Annotated in this window: 20 protein-coding genes; 5 read left to right on the top strand and 15 right to left on the bottom strand. The window is 57.7% G+C overall.

Translation table 11 applies throughout. The annotated features are described in order from the left end of the window. Positions 1 to 74 precede the first annotated feature (74 nt). On the top strand, positions 75 to 1,292 hold the full coding sequence (locus INF58_RS13585; RefSeq protein ID WP_193032932.1) for an MFS transporter: 1,218 nt from the start codon (positions 75 to 77) through the stop codon (positions 1,290 to 1,292). 76 nt (positions 1,293 to 1,368) lie between these two features. Here INF58_RS13585 and flgL read toward each other — a convergent pair whose 3' ends face one another. The 11 genes from flgL to flgB all read right to left on the bottom strand — a co-directional run bounded on the left by flgL (position 1,369) and on the right by flgB (position 11,226). Next, positions 1,369 to 2,322, bottom strand: a complete 954-nt coding sequence (gene flgL, locus INF58_RS13580) for a flagellar hook-associated protein FlgL (protein WP_193527874.1) — start codon at positions 2,320 to 2,322, stop codon at positions 1,369 to 1,371. Between the two features lie 16 nt (positions 2,323 to 2,338). Further along, on the bottom strand, positions 2,339 to 3,979 hold the full coding sequence (gene flgK, locus INF58_RS13575; protein WP_193032933.1) for a flagellar hook-associated protein FlgK: 1,641 nt from the start codon (positions 3,977 to 3,979) through the stop codon (positions 2,339 to 2,341). Between the two features lie 75 nt (positions 3,980 to 4,054). Beyond that, positions 4,055 to 5,008, bottom strand: coding sequence for a flagellar assembly peptidoglycan hydrolase FlgJ (gene flgJ / locus INF58_RS13570; RefSeq protein ID WP_112791712.1), 954 nt, complete (start codon positions 5,006 to 5,008; stop codon positions 4,055 to 4,057). Next, positions 5,009 to 6,106: a flagellar basal body P-ring protein FlgI gene (locus INF58_RS13565; protein WP_063449072.1), complete on the bottom strand. Its 1,098-nt coding sequence runs from the start codon at positions 6,104 to 6,106 to the stop codon at positions 5,009 to 5,011. A gap of 12 nt (positions 6,107 to 6,118) precedes the next feature. Then, a complete protein-coding gene (flgH, locus tag INF58_RS13560; RefSeq protein WP_003857987.1) occupies positions 6,119 to 6,817 on the bottom strand; it encodes a flagellar basal body L-ring protein FlgH in 699 nt (232 codons plus the stop codon). A 57-nt stretch (positions 6,818 to 6,874) separates the two neighbouring features. After that, a complete protein-coding gene (flgG, locus tag INF58_RS13555) occupies positions 6,875 to 7,657 on the bottom strand; it encodes a flagellar basal-body rod protein FlgG (protein WP_000625853.1) in 783 nt (260 codons plus the stop codon). A gap of 11 nt (positions 7,658 to 7,668) precedes the next feature. Beyond that, complete coding sequence (locus tag INF58_RS13550; protein WP_193527873.1) at positions 7,669 to 8,424, bottom strand: flagellar basal body rod protein FlgF; 756 nt, start codon at positions 8,422 to 8,424, stop codon at positions 7,669 to 7,671. A gap of 20 nt (positions 8,425 to 8,444) precedes the next feature. Continuing rightward, entirely contained in the window at positions 8,445 to 9,653 is a 1,209-nt protein-coding gene (gene flgE / locus INF58_RS13545; protein ID WP_193527872.1) for a flagellar hook protein FlgE, read from the bottom strand. Positions 9,654 to 9,679: 26 nt separating this feature from the next. Next, the gene (flgD, locus tag INF58_RS13540) at positions 9,680 to 10,390 is read right to left on the bottom strand and encodes a flagellar hook assembly protein FlgD (RefSeq protein ID WP_102749679.1); all 711 of its coding nucleotides are present in this window, start codon (positions 10,388 to 10,390) and stop codon (positions 9,680 to 9,682) included. An 11-nt stretch (positions 10,391 to 10,401) separates the two neighbouring features. Next, on the bottom strand, positions 10,402 to 10,806 hold the full coding sequence (flgC, locus tag INF58_RS13535) for a flagellar basal body rod protein FlgC (RefSeq protein WP_003857997.1): 405 nt from the start codon (positions 10,804 to 10,806) through the stop codon (positions 10,402 to 10,404). Between the two features lie 3 nt (positions 10,807 to 10,809). Beyond that, positions 10,810 to 11,226 (bottom strand): flagellar basal body rod protein FlgB, encoded by a 417-nt coding sequence (gene flgB / locus INF58_RS13530; protein WP_006809266.1) that lies wholly within the window; start codon positions 11,224 to 11,226, stop codon positions 10,810 to 10,812. Between the two features lie 157 nt (positions 11,227 to 11,383). Between flgB and flgA the strand changes: the two genes are divergently transcribed. The 3 genes from flgA (at position 11,384) to flgN (ending at position 12,860) form a co-directional block, all read left to right on the top strand. Continuing rightward, a complete protein-coding gene (gene flgA, locus INF58_RS13525) occupies positions 11,384 to 12,043 on the top strand; it encodes a flagellar basal body P-ring formation chaperone FlgA (RefSeq protein WP_193527871.1) in 660 nt (219 codons plus the stop codon). 93 nt (positions 12,044 to 12,136) lie between these two features. Next, positions 12,137 to 12,430: a flagellar biosynthesis anti-sigma factor FlgM gene (gene flgM / locus INF58_RS13520; RefSeq protein WP_063449077.1), complete on the top strand. Its 294-nt coding sequence runs from the start codon at positions 12,137 to 12,139 to the stop codon at positions 12,428 to 12,430. 4 nt (positions 12,431 to 12,434) lie between these two features. After that, entirely contained in the window at positions 12,435 to 12,860 is a 426-nt protein-coding gene (flgN, locus tag INF58_RS13515) for a flagella biosynthesis chaperone FlgN (RefSeq protein ID WP_112791708.1), read from the top strand. A gap of 58 nt (positions 12,861 to 12,918) precedes the next feature. Here flgN and murJ read toward each other — a convergent pair whose 3' ends face one another. From murJ to rimJ, 4 genes are all read right to left on the bottom strand, one after another. After that, positions 12,919 to 14,454 (bottom strand): murein biosynthesis integral membrane protein MurJ, encoded by a 1,536-nt coding sequence (gene murJ / locus INF58_RS13510; RefSeq protein WP_063449079.1) that lies wholly within the window; start codon positions 14,452 to 14,454, stop codon positions 12,919 to 12,921. A gap of 129 nt (positions 14,455 to 14,583) precedes the next feature. Beyond that, a complete protein-coding gene (locus INF58_RS13505) occupies positions 14,584 to 15,507 on the bottom strand; it encodes a Gfo/Idh/MocA family protein (RefSeq protein WP_112791707.1) in 924 nt (307 codons plus the stop codon). A gap of 2 nt (positions 15,508 to 15,509) precedes the next feature. Continuing rightward, positions 15,510 to 16,160 carry a YceH family protein gene (locus INF58_RS13500; RefSeq protein WP_193527870.1) on the bottom strand — a complete coding sequence of 217 codons (651 nt, stop codon included), beginning with the start codon at positions 16,158 to 16,160 and terminating at the stop codon, positions 15,510 to 15,512. A gap of 9 nt (positions 16,161 to 16,169) precedes the next feature. Further along, on the bottom strand, positions 16,170 to 16,754 hold the full coding sequence (gene rimJ, locus INF58_RS13495) for a ribosomal protein S5-alanine N-acetyltransferase (protein ID WP_003858007.1): 585 nt from the start codon (positions 16,752 to 16,754) through the stop codon (positions 16,170 to 16,172). Positions 16,755 to 16,990: 236 nt separating this feature from the next. Between rimJ and mdtH the strand changes: the two genes are divergently transcribed. Next, entirely contained in the window at positions 16,991 to 18,199 is a 1,209-nt protein-coding gene (gene mdtH, locus INF58_RS13490) for a multidrug efflux MFS transporter MdtH (RefSeq protein WP_003858008.1), read from the top strand. The last annotated feature ends 70 nt before the right edge of the window (positions 18,200 to 18,269 follow it).

Raw genomic sequence — 18,269 nt, 5'->3', positions numbered from 1 at the left:
TTACCACTGCGCCTGCTACCGTCGCAAGCCGTCCTGATAAAAAATAGCCGCACACGACGAATGAGGAACATCTTATGAACACTACCACAACCACCACCCAGGCCGTGAGCCGCTGGGTAATCGTTATGCTGGCGCTTGGCGCTGGCTTCAGCGTAGCATCCATCTATTATGCCCAGCCTCTGCTGCCGCTGATGGGCTCAGACCTGCACCTGAGTATCGAAGGCATGGGCATGGTCCCGACGCTCACCCAGGCGGGTTACGCCTTAGGCATCCTGTTCCTGCTCCCGCTCGGCGATCGTCATGACCGTAGAACGTTGATCCTGATAAAAAGCGCGGCCCTGGCGCTGTTCTTGCTGGGCTGTAGCCTGACCGGACAACTGCACTCCCTGCTGCTCACCAGCCTGCTGATTGGCATGGCCGCTACCATGGCTCAGGATATCGTCCCGGCGGCAGCGATCCTGGCACCGGAAGGGAAACAGGGTAAAACTGTCGGCACGGTGATGACCGGCCTGCTGCTGGGCATCTTGCTCTCCAGAACCGTAAGCGGCGTGGTGGGTGAAGCCTTCGGCTGGCGGGTGATGTATCAGCTGGCCGCCGCAAGTATTGCGCTTGTCGGCGTAGCGATGTGGGCCGTGCTTCCCCGCTTCGCTGTTCACTCCACGCTCAGCTACCCGGCGCTGATGCGCTCCATGGAACACCTGTGGCGTCGCTACCCGGCGCTGCGTCGGGCCGCGCTGGCTCAGGGTTTTCTGTCGATTGCCTTCAGCGCGTTCTGGTCGACGCTGGCGGTCATGCTGCTGGAACGTTATCACCTTGGCAGCGCCGTGGCGGGTGGGTTTGGTATTGCCGGTGCCGCAGGCGCGCTGGCCGCACCGCTGGCGGGTGGCCTGGCCGATAAGCTGGGCGCCGGTAAAGTGACCCAGCTGGGTGCCGCACTGGTCACCGTGTCGTTTGCCCTGATGTTCCTGATGCCGGCGCTGGGTGTACACGGTCAGCTGATCCTGATAGCGATCTCCGCGGTGGGTTTCGATCTCGGCTTGCAGTCCAGCCTCGTGGCACACCAGAACCTGGTTTACGGCCTTGAGCCGCAGGCACGCGGACGTCTTAACGCCCTGCTGTTTACCGTCATTTTCATCGGAATGGCGCTGGGTTCGGCATTAGGCAGCAATATCTATACGCTGGCGGGCTGGACGGGCGTGGTTGGGCTGGCGACCCTGTGTGGCGCCATTGCGCTGGCTATCAGAGTGATTGAAAGCGCCCGGGTGCTGTCCGCACAGGCAGAAAGCGTGTAAAAAAAATGCCCAACCCGGATGGGTTGGGCAGACAAAACATGCCCAGTTTCAAGACATGTTCTAAAAGGTCTGAGTATTATCTGTTCATCTGGAACAACGACATACCCTGCATATCGCTAAAGGCTTTATACGAGGCCTGCAACGCCGCCTGCTGCATGGTGTAGGACGAAATCACCGAGTTCCAGTCCACGTCCACCAGGTCACTCATCTGCTGGGTCTGGCCCAGCGCGCGATCCTCACCCAGAGAATCCAGCTTGCCCAGCTCGTCCAGCTTGATGCCAAGGTCAGCGCGCACGGTCAATACGTTGTTGAGGGAGTTGCTCAGGCCACGGTTGGCTTTATCAATTGCCGCGGTAAACGCTTCGGCCTTCGTTTCGTCATCGCCAACCGGCGTATTCAGCGCACCGATGGCAGCGTCGAGGATCTTGAACAAATTCGTTTCCTGAGTGCTCCCCGCCGGCTCCGGCTTTGCATTGCTGGTGAAGCTGTCGAAAACTTCAGCGCCCGTATGGCTGATTTGCATCGTCCGCGCGGAGTCAACCTGCTGACTGATTGGCGTACCGCCGCCCTGATACGTACCGGTCGTCTGGTCGAACGCCGCCGCTTCGGTTTTGTATCCTGAAAAGATATAGCGACCGTTACCGTCCGTGCTGTTAGCCAAGTTCATCAGCTGATCGCGAATACCTTGCAGGTTCGTTGCCAGCGAAGCGCGGTCATCGTCGCTTAACGTGCCGTTGCCCGCATTGACAATCTTTTCCTGAGCCGCCTGGATTGCGGTTGTCACCTGCGATAACACGTTCTCTTCCAGCGAGACTTTCGTCGTAGCGAAGGAGCGCGCCAGTGCATACTGGCTGTTTTGCGTTTGAGCCTGAGAGAGCACAACGGCCTGCGAAGCGGCAATCGGATCGTCAGACGGACGGTTGATGCGCTTACCCGTAGACATCTGCTCGCCGTAGCTGAGCCAGAGGCTTTGGGAGTTCGTCACGCCGCGCATGCTCTGCTCATACATCATTTGAGTACTAATACGCATTTTTTATGCCTCAGCCTTAGCGGATATTGATCAATGCATCAAACAGCGCGCTCGCCGTTTGCAGCACCTGCGCATTCGCCAGATAGTACTGCTGATAGCGTTGCAGGTTGCCATACTCTTCATCCAGGTTAACCCCGGAGATTGACTGCTGCTGTTTGGTCAGCTGCGTCACCACGTTCACCTTGGTTTCGCTGCTGGTTTTCAGGGACGCCGTGGTGCTGCCCACCGTACTGACCAGGGCGGCATACGCGTCGTTAAAGGTTTTGTTCCCACCGACCAGCTTGGCGCTCTGCAAATCCAGAAGCTTTTGACCGTTGGTATTGTCGCTTTCGCCGCTTCCCTTCGCGGAAGCCATCGCCAGTTTGGACTCGTCGCTGATCGCCACGTCCATATTCACGATGACGTCATTCACCGGCTTCACGATAAAGCTGTCTTTATTATTGGCTGAACCGCTAATGTTGACGTTGAGACCATCGAACGACAGGTTACCGCCAGTATCCGGCTTGGCCGTGAAGCTGGTGTTGTCTGACAGACGGGTGATGGTCCAGTCGGTACCGTTGTACTCAACTTTGTAGTTTGTCGCCTGCACCTTCGTACTGTCCGTCATCGTTGCCGTAACGGCCGCGTTTCCGGTGTTTTTGCCGTTACTCAGCACCGCCGGGGAGCCAAAATCAAACAGCTTACCGCCTTTGTCCCCGTTCGCATCAAAGCCCGCCTGGTGCTGGGTATTCATGGCATCGGCAAACGCCAGTGCCATCTGGTTAAGCGTATTTCGCGCCTGATCCAGATCCTGAGAACGGAACGTTAACAGCCCGCCAAGCGACCCCGTGGTGATCTGTTTTTCCGAGATCTCCACGTTGCCAGCGGCGGCATCCACATAGGCAATCGTGGTACGCGCGGGATCCGCACTGGATTTCACCGCGGCAAGCTGGCTTGCGTTGCTGCCCTGTACCAGGGTGTAACCGTTGGCGATAGAGATGTTATAGGTGCCGCTGTCCTGCACGGTCACGTCCACGCCGACAATCTTGTTCAACTCACTCACCAGCTGATCGCGCTGATCGAGCAGTTCGTTCGGGGATGCGCCCGCCCCTACGCCAGTCAGTCGGGAAATCTGGTCGTTAAGGTTGGCAATCTGCTTCGCATAGTTATTGATCTGATCGACGCTGGTAGAAATCGCTGTATTAACCTGCGCATCCTGATCGCGGAGATACTGATCGTTGGTTTTAAACTGGTTTACCAGACCATCCGCCTTCCCGAGTACCGTCTGGCGTGCAGCCGGATCTTCTGCGTTACTCACCAGCGTTTGCAGACTTTTAAAGAAATCCTGGAGGTTGGCAGAGAGCGAGTTAGTGGTATCCGAAAGCACGTCGTCAATTTTTGACATCTGCTGGTAGCGCGTGGTCAGCCCGCTGCTCTGGTTCTGCGCCGCGCGCAGCTGGTTGGTGATAAATGAATCATATTCACGCTGAACGCCGGAGACATAAACCCCGTTACCCACCCAGCCGCCGCCGGTCAGGGTGCTGTTTGATGCGCCCAGAATGGTGGTCTGGCGGGTATAACCTGCCACGTTGTAGCTTGAAATATTATTACTGACGGTATTGAGTGCCGACTGCGCAGCACTGAGGCCACTCATGGCGCTGTTAATCAAACTGGACATGGGGGTTCCTTTTATACGTTCAGACACAAGTCCTGATGAAGGTTATCGGCAACCTCCACCGGGACTTGAGAACTTTCAGAACAGATTTTCGAGATCTGTGCTATAGGCTTTACTGACCTTCTCAGACATGGATTTCAGCTGCTGGATCATGCTGGTCAGCTTGCGGGCATAGTTTGGATCGGTGGCGTAGCCGGCATTCTGCAACGCCTGAGCGCCCTGCTCTGGCGTGGCGGCCTGGGTCACGGCGGTGTAGCGCGGGTTCCGGCTCAGCAGCCCGACATAATCCGATAACGCTTCAAGATAGGAGCTGTAAACACGGAATTTGGCTTTCACCTTCACTGCCGCACCGTTTTCATATTCGGTCGTGGTGATTTCCGTGGTCGGCCCCTTCCAGCTGGAGGTGGCCTTCACGCCAAAGATGTTGAAGCTCGGCTCGCCGTTTTCCCTGCGGATCTGACGTTGCCCCCAGCCCGACTCCAGCGCCGCCTGCGCCAGAATCAGATGGTGCGGGACGCCACTCTCTTCACTGGCAAGACGCGCCGGCAGGGAGAGCTGCGCCAGGAAGTCTTTGCTGTCGCCGGAGAGCGGCTCGTCACGCGTTTCTGCCGGCTTCGGCATCGCCTTACGTACCATCTGCGTCAGCGCCTGATTTTGATAACTGGTCACCTTTTCCAGATCAAACTTCATTGGCACCTGCTGCGGGGCCTCTTCAGGCGGCAGCCCCTGAGCGGCTGCGGTCTGTTTCACAATCATGTCCGCCAGGCCGAGCCCCTTTCCGGCGGTCATTTGCTGGGCAATCTGCTGATCGTACATGCTGGTGTAAAGCCGCGTGGAATCGCTGCTGAACATGCCATCTTTTGGCAGCGTTTCACGCATGCTTTTCAACATCATCTGCACGAACATGCCTTCCACCTGGCGGGCAACCGGGCGGATATTCGCCGCCGGATCCTTACCCGCGCTGGTTTTCAGCTCGTTGAGCGACTGGGCATCCCAGGCGGCACTGGTCAACAGCTTGCTATCGGTCAGCATTTAGATGATTTCCAGTTTGGCGCGCAGACAGCCTGCACTTTGCATGGATTGCAGAATGGACATGAGATCCATCGGCGTTGCGCCCAGCGCGTTCAGGGCACGCACCACGCTGTTCAGGTTGGCGCTGGAGCGCACGCTCTGCAACGATCCGCCGCTCTGTCGCAAATCAATCTGCGTTTGCGGCGTCACCACCGTCTGACCGCCACCAAACGGCGTATCCGGCTGGCTGACGTTGGCCGAACGGTTAACCGTCACGGAGAGGTTGCCCTGCGCCACGGCGCAGCTGTCCAGCGTTACTTCGCGGTTCATGACCACCGAGCCGGTACGGGAGTTGATAATGACTTTCGCATCCTGAAGCGGCACGTTCACGTCCATATTCTGGATTTCGGCCAGCATTCGCACCTGGTTACTGCTGCCGGTTGACGTGCGGATCTGTACGGTGCGGGCATCCAGCGCGGTGGCGCTGCCGTAGCCCCGGCTGCGGTTGATGGTGTCAGCAATCTGCTGCGCCATCGTGAAGTCTTCGTTATTCAGTTGCAGGTTAATGGTGTTGCCGGTGCCGAACTGGGTCGGCAGTTCACGTTCAATGATGGCGCCGTTGGTGATACGTCCCCCGTTCAGCTGGTTTACCTGCACGCTGCTGCCGCCTGCCGACGCGCCTGCCCCGCCAACCAGAATGTTGCCCTGCGCCAGCGCATACACCTGGCTGTCGACGCCTTTCAGCGGCGTCATCAGCAGCGTACCGCCGCGCAGGCTTTTAGCGTTACCCATCGACGAGACAACCACGTCAATGGTCTGCCCCTGGCGCGCAAACGCCGGGTACGACGCGGTCACCATCACCGCCGCCACGTTTTTCAGCTGCATATTGGTCCCGGCCGGGACGGTAATACCGAGCTGAGAGAGCATGTTATTCAGGCTCTGGGTGGTGAACGGCGTCTGGGTAGTCTGGTCACCCGTACCGTCCAGCCCCACCACCAGGCCGTAGCCGATCAGGGAGTTTTCACGCACGCCCTGCACGCTGGTGAGATCGCGAATGCGATCGGCCTGCGCAACGGTAGCCACCAGCGACAGCGCCACGGCGAAGAGAAATTTATACATAGGTCACCTCGCTTACATCGGCGATAGGTTAAGGAAGAAGCGTTGCAGCCAGCCCATATTCTGCGCTTCGTTGATATAGCCGTTGCCGACGTACTCAATGCGCGCATCCGCCACCTGGGTGGACGGTACGGTGTTGGTGCCGCTGATGGTGCGAGGGTTAACCACACCGGAGAAGCGAATAAATTCCGTGCCCTGGTTAATGGCGATCTGTTTTTCACCCACCACGTGCAGGTTGCCGTTCACCAGAACCTGGTCAACCGTGACCGTCAGCGTGCCGCTGAAGGTGTTACTGGCGTTCGCGCCGCCTTTGCCGTTAAAGGTGTTGCCGCCAGAGGCTTCCACATCCGCACGGGCGTTGCCGAACAGCCCTTGCAGATAGCGCGGTACGGTGTCGAAGCCAAAATTGGTTTTGCCGTCGCGGCTGGCGTTCGCCGACGAGCTTTTGCTCGCGCTGACGTTTTCCTGCAACACGATGGTCAGCGTATCGCCGACGTTACGCGGACGACGGTCTTCAAACAGCGGCTGATAACCGTAGTTAATCGGCTGCGCGGTCTGGAAAATGGAGCCGTTCACCACCGGCGCGGGGCCGGGAACGGGTTGGGCGGTAGTCGCACCCTGTACCAATGGTTTAGACGGGATCCAGGCACACCCGCTGAGGGTGACGGCCAGAACAGTCAGGATCGGATAACGAAACGCCGCGTTTTTTTGCATTGCCTTCATCTTCGAAAACAGGGAGCCGGTGCGACGTTTACCGCACCGGGCTACACCTTAGAGTTGCGTCAGTTTTTGCAGCATCTGGTCGGTCGTCGACACTGCTTTACTGTTAATTTCATACGCGCGCTGAACCTGGATCATGTTCACCAGCTCTTCCGCCACGTTGACGTTAGAGGTTTCCACATAACCCTGGTACAGCAGCCCCGCACCGTTCAGGCCCGGCGTACTCTCATTTGGCGTACCGGAAGACTGCGTTTCGGTGTAGAGATTCTCGCCGATGCTTTCCAGTCCGGTATCGTTCATGAAGGTCGTCAGGTTGAGCTGGCCAACCTGAACCGGCGCCGCCTGGCCCTGCTGGGTAACGCTGACGATGCCGTCACGGCCAATGGTAATGCTCAGCGCGTTCGCCGGAATGGTGATGGCAGGCTGCACCTGGAAGCCGCCCGCCGTCACCAGCTGGCCGTTCTGATCCACCTGGAAAGAGCCGTCGCGGGTATAGGCAGAGGTTCCGTCCGGCAGCTGCACCTGGAAGAAGCCCTGGCCTTTAATTGCCACGTCTTTACTGTTGTTGGTCTGGGACAGGTTGCCCTGGCTGTGCAGACGCTCGGTGGCGACAGGGCGCACACCGGTACCAATTTGCAGACCGGACGGCAGCGTGGTTTGCTCAGAAGACTGCGCCCCCGGCTGACGAATCGTTTGATAAAGCAAATCTTCAAAAACCGCACGCTGGCGCTTGAAACCGTTGGTGCTGACGTTTGCCAGGTTGTTGGCAATCACATCCATATTGGTTTGCTGTGCGTCCAGACCGGTTTTCGCGATCCATAAGGAACTGATCATAGGGAGTCCTGTTAACTCATAGCCAGAAGTTGGTTAGCCTTGCTCGCGTTTTCATCTACGCTGCTGATGATTTTCATCTGCATTTCGAAGCGGCGAGCGCTGGCGATCATGTCGGTCATGGCTTCGACCGCTTTGACGTTACTGCCTTCCAGCACGCCGGACATCACGCGGATGGTCGGGTCGGCCTGTAAGGTGGCGCCGCGAGTAGCCTGCGCGGCCTGGGTCAGACGGAACATCCCGTCATCGCCACGCTGCACCTCATTGCCTTCCGCTTTCACCAACTTCAGACGACCGACAGGCGCAACGGTGTTGGCCGGGTCGCCCGGATTCAACGCCGAGATGGTCCCGTCTGCCGCAATGGTCAGCTCTGACCCTTCAGGCACCGTCAGCGGACCGGCTTCGCCCATCACCGGATGCCCCTGAATCGTAAGCTGTCCGGTGGCGCTCACCTGAATATTACCGTTGCGGGTATACCCTTCTGCGCCGTCAGCCGTTTGCACCGCCAGCCAGCCGTCCTGCTGAAGGGCCACGTCCAGCGGACGCGCGGTGTAATCCATCTGGCCTGGCGTCATGTCGGCACCCGGCGTGGAGGCGGTGACCAGCGTACGCGTAGGCAATGACAGCCCTTCTACCGGCACCGCGCGCAGCGCGTTGAGCTGCGCGCGAAAACCTGGCGTGGAGGCGTTTGCCAGGTTGCTGGCGGTAACAGCCTGCTGATTGAGCGTCTGGCTTGCTGCGCCCATCGCTGTATATATTGCGTGATCCATTGCGCTTTCCCGTCAGCTGCTTAACGCAGGTTAACCAGCGTGTTGAGGATCTGATCCTGGGTTTTGATGGTCTGCGCGTTCGACTGGTAGTTACGTTGCGCGACGATCATGTTCACCAGCTCTTTACTCAGATCGACGTTGGACGCTTCCAGCGCGCCGTTGGTCAGCGTGCCGAAATTACCGGAGCCCGCGGTGCCCAGCAGGGCAACACCGGAAGACTGGGTGGCAGACCAGACGTTATCCCCTTCGGACTTCAGGCCTTCATTGTTGGCGAAGTTAGCCAGCACGATCTGGCCCAGCACCTGGGTCTGTTCGTTCGAGTAGTTACCGACAACGGTGCCGTCATCGTTGATCTGGTAGCTCACCAGGTCGCCCGGCTTATAGCCGTTCTGGCTCGTCGCCACGATGTTGTTCGCACCGGTGTTCTGTTGCATTGAGTTCGCGAAACTCATTTTGAAGGTTGCCGCCGTTGCACCAGGGATCTCTCCGGTCTCGATATCGACTTCCCCACCGCCGGTCAACACACCGCTCTCGTTAAAGACCAACGTGGTTGCCAGTTTAGCTTTATCTCCCGCTACGCTGCCGTCCTGCGCATACACTTTCCATGAGTTTGCCGGAGTCGCGTCTTTGACATAGAACAGGTTCATGTTGTGCGCATTACCCTGGCTGTCAAACACCGTCACGGTGCCTTTCTTGTTGTAAGAGTCAGGGTTGGTCGAATCGAAGGCGACGGTTGGCGCGGTATCGGTGGAGTTCAGGTTGATCTGCTGAGAGGCCGTGGTGGTGGACTTCGCCGCCATCAGCGTCGTGGGAATGGAGATCGCCTGCGGATTCGCACCGGTTTGCACCGTAGGAGGCGTGCCGGCAACCGGGTAACCGGTTAACTGAAGCCCCTGCATGTTCACAAGATTACGGTTTTCATCCAGCTTGAACTGGCCGTTACGGCTGTAGAACACAGAACCGTTAGCGTCCACCATGCGGAAGAAACCGTTCTGGCTGATGGCGACGTCCAGGCCGCGACCGGTGTTGGTGGTCGTGCCGTCGGTGAAGTCCTGGGTGATACCCGCAACCTTCACGCCCAGGCCCACTTTAGAGCCTGCAAACATATCTGCAAAAGACGCAGAACCGGATTTAAAACCATAGGTCGCGGAGTTGGCGATGTTGTTGCCAATGACGTCCAGGTTGGTGGCCGCAGCATTCAGGCCGCTGACCGCTTGAGAAAAGGCCATGACTTACTCCTGATAAGTATGAAGGCTTAGATAATCTGCCGAACTTCGTCGAGTGTGGTGGTACCGGAGGTACCCAAATCCAGTTTGTTGCCATCGCTACCCTTGATGACGCCCTGAACCAGGGCAAACTGTAGCGGCTGCGCCACCAGTTGAGTGGTGCCGCTGCTGGCGCTAATCGCAACCTGATACGAGCCGTTAGGGGCTTTGGTGCCGTCGGTCAGGCTGCCATCCCAGGTAAAGGTATGAACGCCCGCCTTAAGCTCGCCAATCTCAATCGTGCGCACCACGTTGCCGCTGGCGTCTTTGATTGTGGCGGTGACTTTGTCGGCCGGCTGCTGCAACTCAACGCCAAACGGCGTCGTGGTTGTGGTGGATGTGCCTTCGGTGGTGCTGGTACCCGCCAGGATCGTGGTCCCGGGAATCATCACCCCATGACCGATCAGGTTGGCCGCCTGTAAGGACTGGCTGTTATCGATTTGACCGGAGACAGAGCCCAGCGTGGTGTTCAGTTTCTCAATGCCGCTGACGGTGCTGATCTGCGCAAGCTGCGTGGTCAGTTCGTTGTTCTGCATCGGGTTGGTTGGATCCTGATTTTTCAGCTGCGCCACCAGCAGGGTCAGAAAGCTGCTCTGTAAATCGGAGGCATTGCTCCCGGTAAGGGAACTGGAACCGGTCGCACTGCTGGTGCTGCTGACGCCGGTATTGGTCGGGTCATTCACGTTTACGGCGATGGACATGCGTGTCTCCTTTACTGGCCGAGAGTGAGTGTTTTGAGCATCATGCTCTTCACGGTATTAAGCACTTCGACGTTTGCCTGGTAGCTGCGTGACGCGGACATGGAGTTCACCATCTCCCCAACCACGTCCACGTTTGGCATTTTCACGTAACCGCTGGCATCCGCGAGCGGATTGCCTGGCTCGTAAACCAGCTTGTCAGGTGCCTGGCTCTCAACCACATCCGCCACCTTCACGCCGCCCGTTGCCGCACCCGGTGCAGCATCCACCTGGAAGACAACCTGCTTAGCGCGATACGGTTGTCCGTCCGGGCCGGTCACACTGTCGGCGTTGGCCAGGTTACTGGCCGCCACGTTCAGTCGTTTGGACTGGGCCGTTAATGCCGAACCGGCGATATCAAAAATATTCAGCAAGGCCATTTACTAATTGCCCCCCTGTAGGACGGTCATCATGCCTTTGATTTGCCCGCCGAGAAGCGTCAGGCCGGTCTGGTATTGCAGACTGTTATCGGCAAACTGAGTGCGCTCCCGGTCCATGTCGACGGTGTTACCATCAAGCGAAGGTTGATCGGGAATACGGTAAAGTAAGTCGGTTGCTGGCGCGGTCATCGCCTGAGCGGGAATATGCCGTGAGGATGTCAGGGCAAGTGAGACACCCGTTCCTTCGGCACGCCCACGCTCCATCACTTTTTTAAGTTCACTGGAAAAATCAATATCGCGCGCCTGATACCCGGGAGTATCCGCGTTGGCGATATTGGCGGCTAAAATCTCCTGCCGCTGGGCGCGTAAGTTGAGCGCTTCCTGCTGAAAACGTAACGCGGCGTCGAGTTTATCGAGCATGTCTCCTCCGCTGATGAGAAAATTTCAGTTCACAGCTTAAATCTCACCCCGTCTCCCCTATCGACGGAATAAGCGCAAAATGCGTCGCTATTTATTGCGTTGATGCAAAACCACTGCGGGTAGAATTTGCTTAATTCTGGACATGGTGGAACGTGCGATGCGGACTTTTAAACGTGGCCTGGCGGCGACTCTGTTGCTTTTAAGCCCTCTGGTGCAGGCTGAGGGGTTAGAGGACCAGCTCAATGCTTTCTTTGCGCAGAAGCTGGCCGGCTTCAGCGATGACGTACGCGTGACCGTGCGCACCCCGCCTAACCTTTACCCGTCCTGCGAAGCCCCGTCATTTAGCGTGACCGGCAGCACAAAGTTATGGGGCAACGTGAACGTGCTGGCGCGTTGCGCCAACGAAAAACGGTATTTACAGGTTGCGGTACAGGCGACGGGCAATTATGTTGTCGCCGCCGTTCCGATTCCGCGAGGCAGCCTGCTGCAACCTTATAGCGTAACGCTGAAGCGTGGCCGGCTGGATCAGCTTCCTCCGCGGACTATGCTGGACATTAACCAGGCTCAGGAGGCGGTCAGCCTGCGAGATGTCGCCGCTGGACAGGCGATACAGCTCTCTATGCTGCGCCAGGCATGGCGGGTAAAAGCCGGACAACAGGTGATGGTGGTCGCCAATGGCGACGGCTTTAGCATCAACAGTGAAGGAAAGGCGCTGAATAACGCCGCAGTGGCGCAAAATGCCCGGGTCAGAATGTCCTCAGGCCAGGTGGTCAGCGGCACGGTCGGTCCTGATGGGAATATTCTGATTAACCTGTAATCTTTTTAAAGATTTCGCGGCGACTGCCGATAAATATTCAACAAATGATGATGTCAGGCGCAAACGCCGCGAACCCTCGATGAGGACAACACTATGAGCATTGATCGTACATCAGCCCTGAAGCCGGTTAGCACTGTACAACCTCGCGAAACGAACGAGGCTGCCCCGCAGAAAGCGCGTCTGGAAAAAACGTCGACCGCTAACAGCACCAGCGTCACGCTGAGCGATGCGCAGTCGAAGCTGATGCAGCCAGGCAGCAGCGATATCAACATGGAACGTGTTGAAGCGCTGAAAACGGCTATTCGTAACGGCGAACTGAAAATGGATACCAGCAAAATCGCTGATGCGCTGATTCAGGACGCACAGAGTTTCCTCCAGAGTAACTAACCGTATGAGTCGACTGTCAGAAATACTGGATCAGATGACGGTGGTCCTGAACGACCTGAAAACGGTGATGGACGCAGAACAGCACCACCTCTCTTCTGGTCAAATCAACGGCAGCGCGTTGCAACGCATTACTGAAGACAAAAGCTCGCTGCTGGCGACCCTGGATTATCTGGAAAAACAGCGACGCGCTGAGCAAGACGCGAAACGCAGCGCCAATGATGAGATCAACGAACGCTGGCAGACTATTACAGAAAAAACCCAGCATCTTCGCGATCTCAACCAGCATAACGGCTGGCTGCTGGAAGGTCAGATTATCCGTAATCAGCAGGCGCTTGAGGTGTTGAAGCCCTATAAAGAGCCGGGACTGTACGGTGCGGATGGTCAGACGTCTACTGCACGTATTACGGGCGGGAAAAAGATTTCGATTTGACGCAGTAGCGGCACGTCATGAAACGGGGAGCACCGTCTGGTGACTCCCCTTTTGGCGTTTATACCGTGCGGCGGGTGAACTCTTTCACCTTGAAGCCAAGCACCGCCAGCGTGGCAAAATATGCCACTACGCCCACGGCCACCACGGCCATCAGACGCATCAGGCGATAAGGCATGGTGCCCTGCGCCCAGTCAGGCATCACGTACAGCATGCCAACCAGCGCTGCCGCCATCACCAGCACCGCGATCACCAGGCGCAGCAGGAAGCTTGCCCAGCCCGGCTGCGGGGTGAAGATATCCTGCTTGCGCAGCTGCCAGTACAGCAACCCGGCGTTGAGACAGGCCGCCAGACCAATCGACAGTGACAGACCCGCGTGTTTTAGCGGACCAATAAACGCCAGGTTCATCAGCTGAGTCATGATCAGCGTCACAATGGCAATCTTAACCGGCGTTTTGATGTCCTGACGTGAATAGAAGCCGGGCGCAAGCACCTTCACGACAATCAGCCCCATCAGCCCCACCGAATAGGCCACAAGCGCACGCTGCGTCATGGCGGCATCAAAGGCGGTGAATTTACCATACTGGAACAGCGACACCGTCAGCGGTTTCGCCAGGATCCCCAGCGCCACCGCGCTGGGTAACGCCAGCAGGAAACAGAGGCGCAGGCCCCAGTCCATCAGGCGGCAGTATTCATCATGATTGCCGCTGGCAAAACTTTTCGACAGCGAGGGCAGAAGAATAGTCCCCAGCGCCACGCCCAGCACCCCGGACGGAAACTCCATCAGGCGGTCGGCGTAGTACATCCAGGACACCGAGCCCGACACCAGGAAGGAGGCAAAGATGGTATTGATGATGAGCGAGATCTGGCTGACGGAGACGCCGAGGATCGCCGGTCCCATCTGTTTGATAACGCGCATTGCCCCCGCGTCTTTGAAATTGATGCGCGGCAGAACCAGCATGCCGATCTTTTTCAGGTGCGGAAGCTGGTAGGCAAGCTGTAGCACGCCGCCGACGGTCACGGCCCAGGCCAGCGCCAGCACCGGCGGGTTAAAATGCGGCGCGGCGAACAGCGCAAAGCCAATCATGCTGACGTTGAGGAACGTGGGGGCAAAAGCCGGAACGGAGAAGCGGTTCCAGGTATTCAGGATGGCACCCACCAGCGACGCCAGTGAAATCAGCAGGATATAGGGGAAGGTGATACGCAGCAGCTGCGTCGTCAGGGCAAATTTATCCGCCGTGTCGGCAAAGCCCGGCGCCGTTACCATGATCACCCAGGGCGCTGCCAGCATCCCCAGCACGGTGACGATCGCCAGCGCCAGGGTCAGTAAACCGGAAACGTAGGCCACAAAAACACGGGTGGCATCTTCGCCCTGCTTGCTTTTATATTCCGCGAGGATCGGGACAAATGCCTGTGAAAAAGCCCCTTCGGCAAAAATACGGCGCAGCAGGTTCGGCAGCTTAAACGCGACGAAAAAGGCGTCCGTTGCCATCCCTGCGCCAAAAACCCTTGCTACAATGGCATCGCGCGCAAAGCCAAGCACGCGGGAAAACATGGTCATCGAGCTGACGGCCGCCAGCGATTTTAATAAGTTCATTAACGTGAAGTTCCACAACCCTACGGATTTGTAGGCCGGGTAAGCGTTAGCGCCACCCGGCAAAGCCAACAAGCGGCGCTTAGTCTAACCGGATTTTAAGGAATTACTATCGGCAGATGTTACAGCGGGTTATTCCGACATCGCGTCGCGCCAGAGTCGTTCCACAATGCGTTGCGCCAGAATTGCCTGCTCGCCGGACGTTTCAGGCACCGTCTGATTTTGCACGCAGGTGATGAAGTGACGCGCGCAGCCTACAAAGCCGCGCTGCTCCAGCGTGCTCTGCCAGCCGGGAACGGGTAACGCGACCACGCCGTTGCCCTTCTCTTCCCGCCACTCACGCATATCGGTGACGTCATACAGCGCCCCATCCGTAACGGCCTGCACGGACTCGCGCTGACTGCCCGCCCGGCGGTGCATGCTGGTCGTCACCTGCACATGTTCAACGGCAAAATGATGCTCGGCGTAGACCATCTCGCCCTGCTCGTTAGTCAGCAGCGTGCCGCTTTGCAGGCGTGCATTTCCGTTACTCAGCCACAGCGCCGTATCCACAACGTGGAGATAATCATCCAGCAGCGTGAAGCGCAGATCGTTCGGCCCCACGCTGTCGGTACGGTGCTTATCCATGCGCAGAGAGGCAAACGAGCCGGACTGAGCTTTGAGCTGCTGATAGAGCGGGGCGAAACGGCGGTTGAAACCGACCATCAGCGTCAGCTTTTTACGCGCAGCCAGCTCAATCAGACGTTCAGCATCCTGCACATTTTCCGCCAGCGGCTTATCCACGCAGACGTGAACGCCCGCGTTCAGCAGCTCGCTCACCACCTGGTAGTGTGTTGCCGTAGAGGTATGCACAAATACCGCATCACATTCACGGGCTAAATCCTGTAGCGAACCGGCATAAGGGATGCGCCAGGTTTCGCAGATGCGCTCTGCTTTTTCACGGGTAGGCGACCACGCCCCTTGCAGCGTCCAGTCTGATGCTGCGCCTAAAACGGGCAGCCAGGCTTTTTGCGCAATCCCGCCCAGGCCTACAACGCCAATGCGTAATGTTGTCACGTTTAATCTCCCAGGTGTGCGAGTAAAGCATCCAGACGCTGCTTCAGCCCGGCAACCTCTTCTTCCAGGGCTGCCACGCGCGCGGTCAGGCTGTCGTTTGACGCTGGCGCGTCGGATTCAGCGGCCAGCGCAGAGGTATCCACGTCGCCGCTGAACAGGTGCATATAGCGGCTTTCACGCTTGCCCGGCTCGCGGGGCAAGCGCACCACGTAAGGACCGTCCTCACGTGACGCCAGCCCCTCCAGCGTCTGTTCAACGTCCTGCATATCACGAAATTCATGCATGCGAGAGGCGCGCGTACGCAGTTCCCCCGGCGTCTGCGCCCCGCGCAGCAGCAGCGTGGTGATAACAGCCACTTCCGCAGCGCTGAGTTTTAAATCGCCAAATTCAGAATTACAAAAGCGCTGTTCATATTTAGTGACGCGATTGCCGAAGCCGCTGACGGTACGCAGGTAGTGGCGTTTCACCAGCTCGTCGAGGATATCCTGTACCTCGTGTTCGCCCAGGTTCATCACCGGCTCACGGTTCGTCTTCTGATTGCAGGCCATCGTGACGGCATTGACGGAAAGGGGATACTGTTCCGGCGTCGTGACCTGCTTTTCCAGCAGGCAGCCAATCACGCGCGCCTCGGCGCCATTTAACTGATATTTCATCTTTTCTCCTTAACGACCTGCGGTCCACTCCTGCGTGGTGAGCGCGGTGAGGACATGGTCCCGCCACTCGCCGTCAATCAGCAGGTAATCTTTGGCATAGCCCTCTTTTTCAAACCCCAGACGGGCCAGCAGATCGCCGCTGCGCTTATTGTGCGGCATATAGTTCGCCATAATGCGATGGATATGCTGCGTGCGCTGCATGTAGCGGATCGCCGCCGTCAGCGCCTCAAACATAAGCCCCTGCCCCTGCCATTTCTGGCCGATAGAATACCCGAGGTAACAGGCGTGAAACGACCCGCGCACCACGTTTGAAAAATTGGCAATGCCCACGATCTCTTTCTCTTCCGGATCGAGAAGCGCGAAATAAAACGCGCTTCCCTGCTTGTGAAATTCCGCAATCATACTGAGGCGCGCCTGCCAGCCGGAGGGGTAGCAGTGGCTCTCGTCCCGAACGGGTTCCCAGGGTTTTAAAAACTGGCGATTCTCGGCGTAATAATCCGCCAGACGCCAGGCATCACGCTCATGCACCAGACGAACGACCAGCCTGTCCGTCGTCAGACGCACTTTTGGCACATTACTGCGATAGCCAAACATCGATACCACTCCTTCCCGTCGATTCTGCTCTGCCAGTTAGCTTTACTATACCTGTGCCTGTGCCTTCTGTGAAAACAGTGACATACCATTTTGATCGCTTTTCACATTTTTCGATGAGAACTCTCTATCAAAGCACCTTTTTGATAAAAAAATATTGTCGCCAGCGGGTATGGGAAAAAGCGTGGCGGCACCGCAGAATGTTAGCGTGCTCACCTTCTGTTTTCCCTGGAGGGAAAATGTCCCGCGTATCACAGGCCAGGAGCCTGGGTAAATATTTCCTGCTCGTCGATAACATGCTGGTCGTGCTCGGCTTTTTTGTCGTTTTTCCGCTTATATCGATTCGTTTTGTCGATCAAATGGGCTGGGCGGCGCTGATGGTCGGGATCGCGCTGGGCTTACGCCAGTTTGTCCAACAGGGCCTGGGCGTGTTTGGCGGCGCCATTGCCGACCGCTTCGGCGCAAAACCGATGATTGTCACCGGCATGCTGTTACGTGCGGCGGGCTTCGCCACGATGGCCATCGCGCATGAACCCTGGCTGCTGTGGTTCTCCTGTTTCCTTTCCGGCATTGGCGGCACCCTTTTCGACCCGCCGCGTACCGCGCTGGTGGTTAAGCTGATCCGCCCGCAACACCGGGGTCGCTTCTTCTCAATTTTAATGATGCAGGACAGCGCCGGCGCGGTCGTGGGCGCCCTGCTGGGAAGCTGGCTGCTGCAATACGATTTCCGTCTGGTCTGCGCCACCGGCGCGGTGTTATTTATTCTCTGCGCGCTGTTTAACGGTCTGTTTCTGCCTGCGTGGAAACTGTCGACAGTTAAAGCGCCAGTGCGGGAAGGGCTTGACCGCGTGCTGAGCGATAAACGCTTCGTCACGTATGTGTTAACCCTGACCGGCTACTATATGCTTGCCGTGCAGGTCATGCTGATGCTGCCGATCATGGTTAATGATATTGCCGGTACGCCGGCGGCGGTGAAATGGATGTATGCCATTGAGGCCTGCCTCTCTTTGACGCTGCTTTATCCGATTGCCCGCTGGAGCGAGCGCCGTTTCCGGCTTGAGCACCGTCTGATGGCCGGGCTGTTGCTGATGACGCTGAGCATGATGCCCATCGGCCTGGTGAGCTCACTCCAGCAGCTGTTTATGCTGATCTGCACCTTCTATATTGGCTCCATCATTGCCGAACCAGCCCGTGAAACGCTGAGCGCGTCGCTTGCCGACGCTCGCGCCCGGGGCAGCTACATGGGGTTCAGCCGTCTTGGACTGGCGCTTGGCGGCGCACTGGGTTACACCGGCGGCGGCTGGCTGTTTGATGCCGGAAAAGCGCTCCATCAGCCGGAGCTGCCGTGGGTCATGCTCGGCATGGTCGGCTTTATGACGCTGATTGCCCTCTGGTGGCAGTTCAGCGATAAACGCAGCACGCGCGGGATGCTGGAGCCCGGCGCCTGACCTTCTGGCGGGAGGAAATTTGCCTCCCTCCACTATCAGTTTTTTCTGCTGGTTTCTGTAGGATCACCCT

The organism is Enterobacter cloacae complex sp. P24RS (assembly GCF_014982165.1).
Taxonomy (GTDB): Bacteria; Pseudomonadota; Gammaproteobacteria; order Enterobacterales; family Enterobacteriaceae; genus Enterobacter; species Enterobacter quasihormaechei.
This window is presented reverse-complemented; position numbering and strand designations above follow the sequence as displayed.